This is a genomic window from Streptomyces sp. NPDC015242, assembly GCF_043079125.1.
Lineage (GTDB): Bacteria > Actinomycetota > Actinomycetes > Streptomycetales > Streptomycetaceae > Streptomyces.
In genome coordinates this window covers 156,792-169,205 of record NZ_JBIBUF010000007.1, presented here as the reverse complement: position 1 = coordinate 169,205, position 12,414 = coordinate 156,792, and the positions used below count along the sequence as shown (strand labels likewise).

11 protein-coding genes and 1 pseudogene are annotated in these 12,414 nt (G+C 74.1%); 5 read left to right on the top strand and 7 right to left on the bottom strand.

Annotated elements, in window-relative coordinates:
* Window positions 1-235 precede the first annotated feature (235 nt).
* Window positions 236-1,222 carry a hypothetical protein gene (locus tag ACF07N_RS23625; RefSeq protein ID WP_392116191.1) on the bottom strand — a complete coding sequence of 329 codons (987 nt, stop codon included), beginning with the start codon at window positions 1,220-1,222 and terminating at the stop codon, window positions 236-238.
* Window positions 1,223-1,393: 171 nt separating this feature from the next.
* Window positions 1,394-2,233 carry an endonuclease/exonuclease/phosphatase family protein gene (locus ACF07N_RS23620; RefSeq protein ID WP_383332287.1) on the bottom strand — a complete coding sequence of 280 codons (840 nt, stop codon included), beginning with the start codon at window positions 2,231-2,233 and terminating at the stop codon, window positions 1,394-1,396.
* Window positions 2,234-2,323: 90 nt separating this feature from the next.
* Between ACF07N_RS23620 and ACF07N_RS23615 the strand changes: the two genes are divergently transcribed.
* Window positions 2,324-3,490, top strand: coding sequence for an NAD(P)/FAD-dependent oxidoreductase (locus ACF07N_RS23615; protein WP_392116188.1), 1,167 nt, complete (start codon window positions 2,324-2,326; stop codon window positions 3,488-3,490).
* 52 nt (window positions 3,491-3,542) lie between these two features.
* On the opposite strand, the gene ACF07N_RS23610 is transcribed toward ACF07N_RS23615, so the two are convergent.
* Window positions 3,543-4,553, bottom strand: a complete 1,011-nt coding sequence (locus tag ACF07N_RS23610) for a 2-hydroxyacid dehydrogenase (RefSeq protein ID WP_392116185.1) — start codon at window positions 4,551-4,553, stop codon at window positions 3,543-3,545.
* Window positions 4,554-4,752: 199 nt separating this feature from the next.
* Here ACF07N_RS23610 and ACF07N_RS23605 point away from each other — a divergent pair, with 199 nt between their 5' ends.
* Both ACF07N_RS23605 and ACF07N_RS23600 read left to right on the top strand, forming a co-directional pair.
* The gene (locus tag ACF07N_RS23605) at window positions 4,753-4,944 is read left to right on the top strand and encodes a hypothetical protein (RefSeq protein ID WP_392116182.1); all 192 of its coding nucleotides are present in this window, start codon (window positions 4,753-4,755) and stop codon (window positions 4,942-4,944) included.
* Window positions 4,945-4,994: 50 nt separating this feature from the next.
* Window positions 4,995-5,354, top strand: coding sequence for a tetratricopeptide repeat protein (locus ACF07N_RS23600; RefSeq protein WP_383332301.1), 360 nt, complete (start codon window positions 4,995-4,997; stop codon window positions 5,352-5,354).
* Window positions 5,355-5,436: 82 nt separating this feature from the next.
* Here ACF07N_RS23600 and ACF07N_RS23595 read toward each other — a convergent pair whose 3' ends face one another.
* Window positions 5,437-6,840: a PepSY-associated TM helix domain-containing protein gene (locus ACF07N_RS23595; RefSeq protein WP_392116179.1), complete on the bottom strand. Its 1,404-nt coding sequence runs from the start codon at window positions 6,838-6,840 to the stop codon at window positions 5,437-5,439.
* Window positions 6,841-6,971: 131 nt separating this feature from the next.
* Here ACF07N_RS23595 and ACF07N_RS23590 point away from each other — a divergent pair, with 131 nt between their 5' ends.
* Window positions 6,972-7,616: a peptide deformylase gene (locus ACF07N_RS23590; RefSeq protein ID WP_383332305.1), complete on the top strand. Its 645-nt coding sequence runs from the start codon at window positions 6,972-6,974 to the stop codon at window positions 7,614-7,616.
* Between the two features lie 48 nt (window positions 7,617-7,664).
* On the opposite strand, the pseudogene ACF07N_RS23585 reads toward ACF07N_RS23590, so the two are convergent.
* Window positions 7,665-9,096: pseudogene (locus ACF07N_RS23585) on the bottom strand (dihydrolipoyl dehydrogenase family protein).
* A gap of 119 nt (window positions 9,097-9,215) precedes the next feature.
* Here ACF07N_RS23585 and trxA point away from each other — a divergent pair.
* Window positions 9,216-9,605, top strand: a complete 390-nt coding sequence (gene trxA / locus ACF07N_RS23580; RefSeq protein ID WP_383332308.1) for a thioredoxin — start codon at window positions 9,216-9,218, stop codon at window positions 9,603-9,605.
* A gap of 61 nt (window positions 9,606-9,666) precedes the next feature.
* Here trxA and ACF07N_RS23575 read toward each other — a convergent pair whose 3' ends face one another.
* Both ACF07N_RS23575 and ACF07N_RS23570 read right to left on the bottom strand, forming a co-directional pair.
* Window positions 9,667-11,103: an aldehyde dehydrogenase family protein gene (locus ACF07N_RS23575; protein WP_392116174.1), complete on the bottom strand. Its 1,437-nt coding sequence runs from the start codon at window positions 11,101-11,103 to the stop codon at window positions 9,667-9,669.
* Between the two features lie 216 nt (window positions 11,104-11,319).
* Window positions 11,320-12,357 carry a LacI family DNA-binding transcriptional regulator gene (locus tag ACF07N_RS23570; RefSeq protein WP_392116172.1) on the bottom strand — a complete coding sequence of 346 codons (1,038 nt, stop codon included), beginning with the start codon at window positions 12,355-12,357 and terminating at the stop codon, window positions 11,320-11,322.
* Between the last annotated feature and the right edge of the window lie 57 nt (window positions 12,358-12,414).

Genomic DNA, 12,414 nt, shown 5'->3' with positions numbered 1-12,414 from the left:
CGCCTGGCCGGCCGGACGGCCGGGTGGCGGGTCGGCCGCTTCGCCGCTTCCGTCCGTCGCCGGTCGGCCGCATCGCCGCTTCCGTCCGTCGCCGGTCGGCCGCATCGCCGTGGCTCCCCTCGCCGGACGGCCGATCGGCCCCGTCGTCAGGTGGCCGGCCGTGGGCGGTGGGCCACCCCGGTGCTCGCACCCGCCCGTGCGGCGGAACGCGGCATCCGCGCGGGCCGCCCTGCTCTCAGGCCTTGCGGTGGTGGCGGGCGAACTGCTTCTCGGGCTCCGCGAAGTAGGTCCACGGCCACGGGGTGTAGGCGCCGTCCAGGGTCCGGAACACGCGCCGGACGGTGTGCCGCTCGCCGGCCAGGGACAGGGCCATGGCGAACATGTTGAAGTCGTGCTGCCAGCCCGGGCGCCACACGTACGCGGGGTGGAGGATGCTGTGGTCCGCGGCCTCCCGCAACTGCGCCCGGATCTCATCGGTGTCGAGGTAGTCGCCGCGGTCCGCCTCGACCCACTCCTCGATGTACGCCATGGCGATCACGCAGCCGAGACGGTGCCCGTGCGGCGCGCGGGCGAACACCTCCTGGGCGTACGCCAGGGCCTGCCCCGGCCGGCCGCCCCAGCGGGGCTGCAGCTGCGAGAGCCACTCCAGATGGGTCTCCAGGTCCAGCGGGTCGCGGCGCAGGGCGGCGTCGCGGCGGGTCTCGTTCACGGCGGGGCCCAGCGACATCCCCCGGCCCGAGGTGAGCAGCCGGCGCCAGGGCGTGACCCAGTCGGGGCGCAGTTCGGCGGCCTCCAGCAGGTGTTCCTCGGCGATGTGGAGCCGCTCGTGGAAGACGCGCCACTGCTCCTCGGTGACGTCCACGGCACGCGCGGCGGTACGGGCCTCCCAGCCCCAGCTGACATGGCGTGTGCCGGATATCAGCAGGGCGGTGGCCCGGTGCTCCTTGTCCTCCTCGACGGCCCGGACGATCCAGTCCTGCACCCCGTCCAGGTCGGCGAGTTCGCCCAGGACCTGGTGGTCGCGGCCGAGGTCGAAGGGGGTCAGCGCCGTCCTGACCGCGTCCCAGTCGCCCGCGTCGGCGGCCTCCACCAGCGCGAGCACCCGCGTGTCGCCGAGCGCGCGCAGCGTGTACATCCCGCTCTTGTGTCTGCGCGGGACGGGAAGGGCGTGCGGATCCGCCGCGGGTCTCTCCCCGCCCCTGCCGAACAGTTTGCCGAACATGCCGCGCCCTCCCCTGGTCCCGCGTGATCGTTCGGAGCAGCATAAACGGCACCTACGACACCGCTTCCACAGGGTTTTCACGGGGACTTCACGCCGTCGGGACGCCGGTCCCCACGCTGCGCTCTTCATGGCCTGCCCAGGCTCGACACGGTTGTGCCGCCGGGCCCCCGCTCATGCCGGGTCCACGTCCGCGTACACCAGGTGGTGATCCGAGTAGGGGCTCGCGTGCACCCGCTCCCCGAGCGGGGTGATGCCGCGCAGGAAGACGTAGTCGAACCTGAGCTGCCAGTCGGTGGTCGCCTCGCAGCCGCCCGGTTCGGCGGGCCGGCACTCGGGGGCCGTCGCCACCGCCAGTTGCTGGATGGGGGTGAGTTCGGCCGCGTCCGGCACCGCGTTGAAGTCGCCGAGCAGGATCGCGCGCTCGTGCCGAGCGGCGGCCGCGGCGAGGACACGGACCTGTTCCGCCCGGACCGCCTCCTGACGCCGCTGGGCGAGGTGGGTGTTGAAGACCCGGACGGGCTGCCCGTCCACGGCGGTGGTGACGGCCATGTACCCGCGGTCCTCCGACCCGCCGTCCGGATACTCCACGCTGACGACGTCCGTCATCGGCGCCGCGGAGAGGATCGCCTGGCCGTAGGCGCCCGGGCTCCACGGCGCTCCCCCGCACCGGCCCCACTTGCGCAGGACGGTCCCGTACTCGACGTGGTAGACCAGCCCGTGCAGATTCCTCAGGTGCTCCCGGATGCTCTCGACGTCACGGACACACGCTTCCTGCAGGCCGATGACCTGGGGCGCGTACGCGGCGATCTCGGCCGCGCGGTCGGCGTTGCCCGTGTCGCACGGGTTGCAGATGTTCCATGTCACGACCCGGTTCGGTACAACGTCCTTGACGGCTCCGACGGGCAGCGACGCGCCGAGGAGGGCGCCGCTCGGCGCGCTGGGGCCGACGAGCAGCATGCAGACGACGGTCATGACGCCCACGAGCCACCGCGCGCACCTTCCGAGCACCACTGCCTCCTCACACAGGTGTACCCATCTTGACCTCTCCGGCGGCGGTGTTCGTCCGGAACGGCGAGATCGACCGAAGGAGACGTACCGGCCATGAAGGTCATCGTCATCGGTGCCGGTGTGCTGGGAGTGAGTGTCGCGAGGCACCTCTCCGTCGCGGGCGCGGAGGTTCTGCTGCTGGACCGGCGGGGTGCCGGCACGGGGACGAGCGCGACGACGTTCGCCTGGACCAACGCCAACCGCAAGCACGAGGTGGACTACCACCGGCTGAACGTCGCCGGGATGGAGGAGCACGCCCGGCTCGCCGGGCGGCTGCCGGGTCCGCCGTCGTACTTCCCGAGCGGGGCCCTGCACTGGGCGGACGGCGCGAGCGAGCAGCGGCTCGTGAGCAACGTGGAACGGCTGCTCTCCCTCGGCTACGCCGCACACTTCGTCACGCCGCGGGACGCGGCTCGGATCGCCGGCGGCCTGCGGGTCCCGCGGGCCGTCACGGCCGTCGCGCACTTTCCCGGGGAGGGATACGTGCTGCCCGGCCTGTTCCTGGAGACGCTGCTGTCGGACGCCCGGCGGCACGGCGCCGAGTACGCGCTCGGCGAGGTCGTGGCCCTCGACGACCGTCCGGACGGCGTGTCGGTCACGCTGGCCGGCGGGGAAACCGTCCGGGGCGACCGCGCCGTGCTGGCGACGGGCCGCTGGACGCAGGGGCTCGCCGCCCGGGCCGGGATCGACGTGCCCATGGTGACGGACACCGGTCCGGGCGCGCAGACGGTCGGCCTGCTCGGATACGTCAGGTCACCGGCGCTCGGCCTGCGCTGTGTGATCCACAGCCCCGGCCTCAACCTCCGCCCCGCGGCGGACGGGCACACCGTCGTGCAGGCCCTCGACCTGAACGCGCAGGTCGACCCGGCGGCCCCTCCGTCACCGGACGGGTACCTCGCGGCCACCCTCGTCCGCCGGTTGCGCGCGCTGCTGCCCGGCCCGGGCGGGGCGCCGGTGATCGACCTGCGCGTCGGGTTCCGCTCCCTGCCCGTGGACGGCCGTACCGTCGCCGGCCACGCCTCGGCCGGGTCCCGCGTCTACTGTCTCGTCTCGCACAGCGGGATCACACTGGCACCGGTGCTGGGCCGGCTGGCGGCGGCCGAGATCACGACCGGCGAGGAGCAGGACCTCCTGCGGGCGTTCCGCCCCACCCGTTTCCTCGGCGTGCGGCGCCGGGACGCCGAGGTGGACCAGCGGGCCACCGCGCTGGGAGATCAGTGACCCGCCGGGACGGTGGCCTCGCGCGGCGGGCGGTCCCGGGCGCCGGGCCGTCTCACCCGGCGGGCGGCCGGACCAGGGTGTTCTCCCCGTGGCGGCCGGTGACGTAGTCCGCGACATTGGCCGCGGTCGTCTCCGCGATCTGCCCGACCGCGTCGCGGGTGAAGTACGCCTGATGGGAGGTGACCAGGACGTTGCTGAAGGTCATCAGACGGGCGAGGCGCTCGTCGGTCATCACCTCGAGCGACTTGTCGAGGAAGAACACCCCGGCCTCCTCCTCGTACACGTCCAGGCCCACGCCGCTCAGCCGCCCGGCGCGCAGGGTCTCCAGCAGGGCGCCGGTGTCCACGAGCCCGCCCCGGCTCGAGTTGACCAGGATCGCGTCGTCCTTCATCAGGGCCAGCGCACGGGCGTCGACCAGGTGGTGGGTCTCCTCCAGCAGCGGCACGTGCAGACTGACCAGGTCCGCCTCGGCGAACAGCCGGTCCCGTTCGACGTACTCCATGCCGAGGGCCAGGCAGTCGGGGTTCTCGGCGATGTCCCAGCCCAGCAGCCGCATCCCGAAGCCGTGGGCGATGCGCGTGAACGCGGCTCCGATCTTCCCCGTCCCCACCACCCCGGCCGTCCGGCCGTGCAGATCCCGGCCCATGAGTCCGTCGAGCCTGAAGTCGAACTCCCGGGTGCGGTGCGCGGCCCGCACGATCCGGCGGTCCACCGCGAGCGCCAGTGCCCAGGCGAACTCCGCGACCGAGTACGGCGAGTAGGACGACACCCGGGCCACGGTCAGCCCCAGTTCGCGGGCCGCCGCCAGGTCGATGTTGTTGTAGCCGGTGGCCCGCTGGGCGATCATGCGCGTGCCGCCCCGGGCCAGGGTGCGCAGCACTTCGGCGTCCAGGATGTCGTTGACGCTGCTGAGCACCACCTCGTGACCGCTCGCGGTCGGTGCGGTGTCCCGGTCGAGGAACAGCCGCAGACAGCGCAGCCCGTGCGCGCCGGCGGTCCTCTCGAACGCGCCCCGCAGCAGCGGCTCCTCGTCGGCGAGGACGCCGTACGCGACGATCTCCATGTGCTCTCCTCCCGTGGGGGCGGTTGATCACTCTTCCACCGTAGGGCCCGGTACGGGTCCGGGACCGATGGCCCCACCCGGGTCCCGGACGGCCCTCGTCGCGGCTCGCGCGGGCGGCGAGGCTGGTTCTGGGCCCGCGGCGGGGCCGGACGGACGAACGGCAGCCCGGAGCGCGCGGGGCCCGAAGGAGCTGATCGTCATGACGACCCTGGCCGGCACACCGCACCGCCCCGTCCGGGTGAGCGCGGTACTGGACGCGCCGCTGTCCCGGTGGCTGTGGCTGGTGAAGTGGATCCTGGTGATCCCCCACTACGTGGTGCTGTGCTTCCTCTGGATCGCCTTCACCGCGGTGAGCGTGATCGCGTTCTCCGGCCATCCTGTTCAGAAGTAGTGGAATATTGAACCAACATGCTCGGTTGACGGCCGTGAAGGAGGTCCCCAGTGAACACGACCTACGAGCCGGCCTACTACGACCACGGAACCCCGGCGGAGCGCTGGGAGCGCGCGAGGTTGTTCTTCGACGCCCAGGACTACGCCGCGGCCGCGCGCGTCCTCGCCGGGCTGGTCGAGGAGGCGCCCGAGCAGACCGGACCGCGGCTGCTGCTGGCGCGCTCCTACTACCACTCGGCCCAACTGCGGCGCGCCGAGGCCGAGTTGCGGACGATCGTCGAGCAGGACCCGGTCGAGCACTACGCCCGGCTGATGCTCGGCCGCACACTCCAGCGGCAGAGCAGGCACGACGAGGCCGAGCCGCACCTGCGGGTCGCCGCCGCGCTCGCGGGTGACTTCCGGGAACACTGATCACGCACGGCACGAAGCGACGGGTGCCCGGCTCCCCCCGGAGCCGGGCACCCGCGCGTCGGAGCGCGTCGGAGGGTCTCGGCTAGCGCGCCGGGGTGCCTGGGCCGTACGTCCGCCGCCCCCGCCGGTAGGCGATCTCGCCCAGCAGGATGTCGACGGCGAGGAAGACCGCCAGCGGTATGCCGAACAGCGGCATGAAGTAGCCGAGTACGGCGATCCCCGCCAGCAGCGGCACCAGGATCTGCGGCGGCACCTGCTGCCAGGCGCCGCGCGGCACCGGCCGTCCGAAGGCGCTGCCGCGGCCCCGCTGCCACCACATGCGGTACCCCCAGACGATCAGCAGGACGAGGGAGCCCGCCAGCAGCATCAGCAGGATCTGGTTGGCGAGGCCGAACAGGACACCCGTGTGCAGGTCGATGCCCCAGCGGGTGAGCTTGGCGAGCACCGGGTAGTCGGCGAACCGCACGACGTCGGTCACCTGGCCGCTGGCCGGGTCGACGGCGACGGAGTCCTGCCGGGTGGGCCAGGAGCGCTGCACCTGCCGGACGACGTACGCCGATTCCGCGTCGGCGGGCGGCACGATCTCCACCGGGTCGCCGAGGCCCTCGGCCCGCGCCGCCGCCAGCACCTTGTCCAGGCCCACGCCGTGCGCGGCGTCGGCCCGGCCGGCGGCGGCGCCGTGGCCGGAGTGCTCTCCGCCCGCCGCCGACACCGCGGGGGTGGCCTGGCCGAGGGAGGTGCGCAGCTCGTCGATGGTCGCGCCGGCGTGGGCCGACCAGGTCAGGCCGGTGGCCGAGAGGAAGAAGAACCCGGCCGCCGCCCAGACGCCGACGCTGCCGTGCAGTCCGAGGGTGCGCCGCCGCCCGGTCGTTCCGCGTACCTTGCGGCGGGCCCGGCGGCGGGAGAACCACAGCACGATTCCGCCGGCCGAGATCACCCACAGCCAGCTGGCCGCCAGTTCGCTGTACAGCCGCCCGGTCTCCCCCAGGTGCAGGTCCCGGTGCAGTTTGTCGATCCACGTGCGCAGAGGCAGCGCACCGGTCGAGCCGTACTGTTCGAGGGAGCCGCGCACCTCGGCGGTGTACGGGTCGACGAACACGGCGAGCGTGTAGTCCTCGTCGACGCCCGGGACGCCGGACAGCATCACCCGCGTCGTCGCGCCGGCCTCGGGCGAGGGACGCACGGCGGCGACGGCGCCCTCGGGGTGGGCCTCGCGGGCGGCGGCCACCTGTTCCCCGATCGGCAGCTTCTCCCGGCCGGCGGGGACGGTGAGTTCGTGGTCGTACACGATCTTCTCGGCCTGGAACGAGGCGGCGTACAGCAGGCCGGAGAGGGCGGCGACCAGGAGGAACGGCGCCACCAGCACGCCGGCGCAGAAGTGCAGGCGGAGGATCAGCGGGCGCAGCGGGGCCCAGCCGCTCCTGGGCGGGGCCGGGGCGGCTGGTCGGGGGGCCTCGTCCGTGGTGGTCGAGGGAGCGGTGGTCATCGGCGGGCTTCTCCCGGGGGACGTCGTGGGCCGTTGCGGTGCAGTAGTCGGGGCCAGGGGGCGTCCGGTTCCCGGGGCGGGTGTGTGGCGTGTGCCACACAGCGGTGGCGGGGCCGTGTCATCCTGACGCGATGGGAACTCCGAGCGAACGCGCACCCCTGGCCGAGCGGGTCGAGGAACTCCTCGCCGTCGACGGCCCGTTGCCCATCGTCGCGGCCGGGGATCCGGTGCTGCGGCGGGGCACGGCACCGTACGACGGCCAGCTGGGGCCCGCGCTGCTGGCCCGGTTCGTGGAGGCGCTGCGGGTCACCATGCGCGCGGCCCCGGGGGTCGGCCTGGCGGCGCCGCAGGTGGGGGTGGGGCTGCGGATCGCGGTGATCGAGGACCCGGCGCCGGTGCCGGAGGAGGTGCGGCTCGCCCGCGGGCGGGTTCCGCAGCCGTTCCGGGTGCTGGTCAATCCCGCCTACGAGCCCGTCGGCGAGGCGCGGGCCGCGTTCTTCGAGGGGTGCCTGAGCGTGCCGGGCTGGCAGGCGGTCGTCGCGCGGCCCGCGACGGTGCGGCTGACCGGGCAGGACGAGCGCGGGCGGGCGCTGGACGAGGTGGTCACGGGCTGGCCCGCGCGGATCGTGCAGCACGAGACGGACCACCTCGACGGGGTCCTCTACCTGGACCGCGCCGAACCGCGGTCGCTGTCGTCCCAGCAGGCGGTGGCGGAGCGCTGGGCACAGCCCACGCCGCGGGAGGCGGCGCGGGCCCTCGGCTTCGACCTGCCGTAGCGGCGACGTCCGGCCAGGGGTGCCTGGTGCCGGTGCCCCCCGGCCGGCTCAGCTGTCCCGGTAGGCCTCCAGCAGCCGCAGCCACACCTCGCTGATCGTCGGGTAGGCGGGGACGGCGTGCCACAGGCGGCCGACCGGGACCTGCCCGGCGACGGCGATCGTCGCGGAGTGGATGAGTTCGCCGACGCCGGGGCCGACGAGGGTCACGCCGCGCAGGATCTCGTCCTCGACGTCCACGACCATGCGGGCACGGCCCTTGTAGCCGTCGGCGTACAGGCCCGCCCCGGCGACCGAGGACAGGTCGACGTCGACGGCCTTCACGCGGTGCCCGGCCTGCTCCGCCTCCGCGAGGGACAGGCCGACGGCCGCCGCCTCCGGGTCGGTGAAGACGACCTGCGGGACGGCGGCGTGGTCGGCGGTGGCGGCGTGCGCGCCCCAGGGCTGGGCGGCGAGGTCCGCGCCGGTGGCCCGGGCGGCGATGGCGGCGCCCGCGATGCGCGCCTGGTACTTGCCCTGGTGGGTGAGGAGGGCGCGGTGGTTGACGTCGCCCACGGCGTAGAGCCAGTCGTGGCCGGTCACGCGCAGGCTGTCGTCGACCGGCAGCCAGGAGCCGGGGTCGAGACCGATCGTCTCCAGGCCGATGTCGTCGGTGCGCGGCGCGCGGCCGGTGGCGAAGAGGATCTCGTCGGCCTCGACGCGGTCGCCGCCGTCCGTGACGGCCACGACGGTGCCGTTCTCGCGCGTCACCGACTCCACCGACGTACCGGTGCGGACGTCCGCGCCCGCCTCGGTGAGCGCCTCGGCGACCAGTTCCCCGGCGAAGGGCTCCATCCTGGGCAGCAGGCCCTTGCCCCGCACCAGCAGGGTGACCCGCGAGCCGAGGGCCTGCCAGACCGTGGCCATCTCGGTGGCGACCACACCGCCGCCGACGACGATCAGCCGGCCGGGCACGGTCTTGGCACTGGTCGCCTCCCGGCTGGTCCAGGGCTTGACCGCCTCGAGACCCGGCAGTCCGGGCAGGGCGGCGCGGCTGCCGGTGCAGACGGCCACGGCGTGCCGGGCGGTCAGGACGCGCTCGGCGCCGTCCGGGCCGGTGACCGTCACCGTGCGGGGGCCGGTGAGCCGCCCGTGACCGCGGTACAGGTCGGCCCCGATGGAGTCGAGCCAGCCGACCTGGCCGTCGTCCTTCCAGTTCGAGGTGTAGTAGTCGCGGTGGGCGAGAACCGCGGACGCGTCGAGGGGCCCCTGCACCGCCTGGCTCAGGCCGGGCACGCGGCGGGCGTCCGCGCGGGCGATGACCGGCCGCAGCAGGGCCTTGCTGGGCATGCACGCCCAGTACGAGCACTCGCCGCCGACCAGCTCGCTCTCCACGACCGCGGTGGTCAGGCCCGCCGCGCGGGTGCGGTCGGCGAACGTTCTCCCCCACGGGCCCGGCCCCGAGCACCACGACGTCGTACGCGTTGGTTTCCGTTTCCGTCATGGGGTCAGTCTGGTGGGTGGTGTGCGCCCTGGCCACACGGGTAGGGGCGCGGAATACGTGCCCGGCCGGCCGTGTTGTGCCGACGGCCTGACCCCACCCCAGGAAGAGGGATAGACGCCATGAGCAGCACCGTGGAGCTCACCAAGGAGAACTTCGACCAGATGGTCACGGACAACGAGTTCGTCCTGATCGACTTCTGGGCGTCCTGGTGCGGGCCGTGCAGGCAGTTCGCGCCCGTCTACGAGAAGGCGGCGGAGGAGAACCCGGACCTAGTGTTCGGCAAGGTGGACACCGAGGCGCAGCCGGAACTGGCCGCGGCCTTCGGCATCCAGTCGATCCCGACGCTGATGATCGTGCGCGACCAGGTCGCCGTGTTCGCCCAGCCGGGCGCGCTGCCCGAGGCCGCTCTGACGGACGTCATCGGACAGGCCCGGAACCTGGACATGGACGAGGTCCGCAAGGCGATCGCCGAGCAGCAGGCCCAGCAGCCGCAGCAGCCGGCCGAGTGACCGCCGCCGGCGCCGGGCCCCGGGCCCGCCGGAGCGGTCCCCGGGCCTGCCGGAGCGGTGCCTAGAAGGGGTACGGAGCGACGTCTCCGCGTACCGTCGTCCAGCGCAGTTCGGTGAAGGCCTCCAGATTGGCCTCGCCGCCGAAGCGGGCACCGGTGCCGGAGGCGGCCACTCCACCGAAGGGCGCCACGGCCTCGTCGTTCACCGTCTGGTCGTTGATGTGGACGATGCCGGTCGGGATGCGCTCGGCGAGGTCCAGGCCGCGGGCCGGGTCCCGGGTGACGATGCCCAGGGACAGTCCGTAGGGGCTCTGCGCGGCCAGGGCCGCCGCCTCGTCCGCGGTGCCGAAGGAGCGGACGGGCGCCACGGGCCCGAAGACCTCCTCGGTGTAGGCCGGGGTGCGGTCGTCGACGTGGGCCAGGACCGTCGGCCGGTAGAACAGCTTCTCGTGGGTGCCCCCGGCGGCGATCTTGGCGCCCGCGGCCCGGCTGGAGTCGACCAGACCGCTGATCTTGTGGAGCTGGCCCGAGTCGATGATGGGTCCCAGGTGGACCTGGTCCCGGTAGGGGTCGCCGACGGCGAGCGAGTCCGCCTTGGCGGCCAGCCGCTCGACGTACTCGTCGTACAGGGACGCGTGCACGAGGTGGCGGCCGGTCGTCATGCAGATCTGGCCCTGGTGGAAGAACGAGCCCCAGGCCGCCGTGGAGATCACCGCGTCGAGGTCGGCGTCCTCCAGCACGATCAGGGCGGAGTTCCCGCCCAGTTCCAGGTGCGCCCGCTTCAGGTGACGTCCGGCGGCCTCGCCCACGGCCCGCCCCGCGGCGGTGGAGCCGGTGAAGGAGACGATGGGCACGCGCGGGTCGGCCACCAGGGCCTGTCCGGCGTCCGGGCCGCCGGGCAGCACGTGCAGCAGGTCCTCCGGCAGGCCCGCCGCGGCGAACACCGCGGCGAGGGCCAGCCCGCCGCAGACGGCCGTGCGCGGATCGGGCTTGAGCAGCACCGCGTTGCCCAGTGCCAGGGCCGGGGCGACGGAGCGGATGGACAGGATCAGCGGCGCGTTGAACGGGGAGATCACGCCGACCACCCCGGCCGGGACGCGGCGGGTGTACGACAGCCGGGGCGCCTCGCTGGGCAGCACCTGCCCGGCCGGCCGGGAGGCGAGCGCGGCGGCCTCGTAGCACTCCTGGGCGGCGACGTGCAGTTCGAAGTCGGCCTTCCCGGGGATGGAACCGGACTCGCGGACGAGCCATTCACGCAGTTCGGCGGCGTGCTCGGCGAACAGGTCGCCCGCCTTGCGGAGTACCGCGGCCCGGGCGGAGTGCGGGGTGCGGGCCCAGGCCCGCTGCGCCTCGGCGGCCCGTGCGGCGGCGGTCTCGACGTCCTCGGGACGGGCCAGGGTGACGGTGCCGAGGGCCTGCCCGGTGGCGGGCTCGGTGACGGTGTACCCGGGCCCGGTGAGGGTGCGGGGCTGCCAGGTGCTGGCATCGAGCAACGGCATGACGGCTCTCCGATCGGTCGGTCACCGGCTGACGGGTGGGCGTGACGTGCGTGCGCGGCCGGTTCGGCGGTCACAGGGCGGGGTGCGCGGAGCGGACGCGGCCGGGTGTGCCGCGGCCGGCCCGCACACGGCCCCTATTTTGTTGAGGATGCAACATCCTAGCCGCGCCGCGTCACGCGAGCTCCGACACCCGCGACCCGCCGGAGCGTCGCCCGGTCAGGTCGACTCCCGCTGCAGCACCGTCGCACCCAGGGCCTTGTGGGTCTCGGGGTGGCCACCGGGCGTGCGCACCGCGCGATCGACCAGTTCGGCGAGTTCCCGGCCCGAGGGCAGTTCCAGGTGCACGGTGCTCAGGCGGGGCCGCAGCAGCCGCCCGAGCATCAGGTCGTCCGCGCCGATCACGGCCGTCTCCTCGGGGATGCGGACGCCCTCGTCCTGCAGGGCCCGCATCAGCAGCATCGCGTACTCGTCGTTGTAGGTGAACACCGCGTCCAGGTCGAGTGTCCGCCAGCGGGCGGCGAGGCGCGCGGCGGCCTGCTCGTCGTAGGCCAGGGGCAGTTCGGTGACCGTGGCGCCGGTGCCGTGCACGGACTGGCGCACCCCGTCGAGCCGGGGCGCGGAGAACGCGTCGAGGCCGGGCTCCTGGGGCACGACGACGCCGATCCGGCGGCGGCCGCGGTCGTAGAGGTGGGCGCCCGCGCTGTGGCCGACGGCGTCGTGGTCCATGAGCAGGGCGTGCGCGCCCTCGATGGTCTCCGGGCCGAGGGTGACCACGGCCCGGGCCCCGGAGCGCTTGAGCACCGCGACCCCGCGCGGGCCGAGTCCGGCACCGGGGACGAGGACCGCCACGGGCCGCAGCTCGGCCCAGGCGCGGGCGGCCTCGTCCCCGTGCGGGCCGCCGGTGCCGTACTGCACGACCGTGTAGTCGAGGGCGGCGAGCGCGCTCTGCAGGTCGGCGAGGAAGTGGCTGTAGAGCGGGCCCACGGGGAAGGTCGGCGCGGGGATCAGGACCATGCGGCTGTGCCCGGCGCGCAGGCTGCGCGCGGCCGCGTGCGGGACGTACCCGAGCTCCCTCGCGGCCTCGTGGACCCGGCGGCGGGTGGGTTCGCTGATCCGTACGGCACTGGTGTTGTTCAGGACGTAGGAGACGGTCGCGCGCGAGACGCCGGCCAGGCGGGCCACGTCGGCGCTCGTGGGCACGGAGCGCGACAACGCGGGGGACGGGGGCGCGGGCGTTTTCGGTATCTGCACCATGACGACGGCATCTTGGCAGAAGCCCCAACGCGCCCGTGCGGCGGGGGAGTTGTGAGG

Coding starts and splice junctions, on each gene's coding strand:
- ACF07N_RS23605 (WP_392116182.1), top strand. CDS start 4,753: ATGACGACCCTGGCCGGCACACCGCACCGCCCCGTCCGGGTGAGCGCG.
- ACF07N_RS23615 (WP_392116188.1), top strand. CDS start 2,324: ATGAAGGTCATCGTCATCGGTGCCGGTGTGCTGGGAGTGAGTGTCGCG.
- trxA (WP_383332308.1), top strand. CDS start 9,216: ATGAGCAGCACCGTGGAGCTCACCAAGGAGAACTTCGACCAGATGGTC.
- ACF07N_RS23595 (WP_392116179.1), bottom strand. CDS start 6,840: ATGACCACCGCTCCCTCGACCACCACGGACGAGGCCCCCCGACCAGCC.
- ACF07N_RS23625 (WP_392116191.1), bottom strand. CDS start 1,222: ATGTTCGGCAAACTGTTCGGCAGGGGCGGGGAGAGACCCGCGGCGGAT.
- ACF07N_RS23570 (WP_392116172.1), bottom strand. CDS start 12,357: ATGGTGCAGATACCGAAAACGCCCGCGCCCCCGTCCCCCGCGTTGTCG.
- ACF07N_RS23610 (WP_392116185.1), bottom strand. CDS start 4,553: ATGGAGATCGTCGCGTACGGCGTCCTCGCCGACGAGGAGCCGCTGCTG.
- ACF07N_RS23590 (WP_383332305.1), top strand. CDS start 6,972: ATGGGAACTCCGAGCGAACGCGCACCCCTGGCCGAGCGGGTCGAGGAA.
- ACF07N_RS23575 (WP_392116174.1), bottom strand. CDS start 11,103: ATGCCGTTGCTCGATGCCAGCACCTGGCAGCCCCGCACCCTCACCGGG.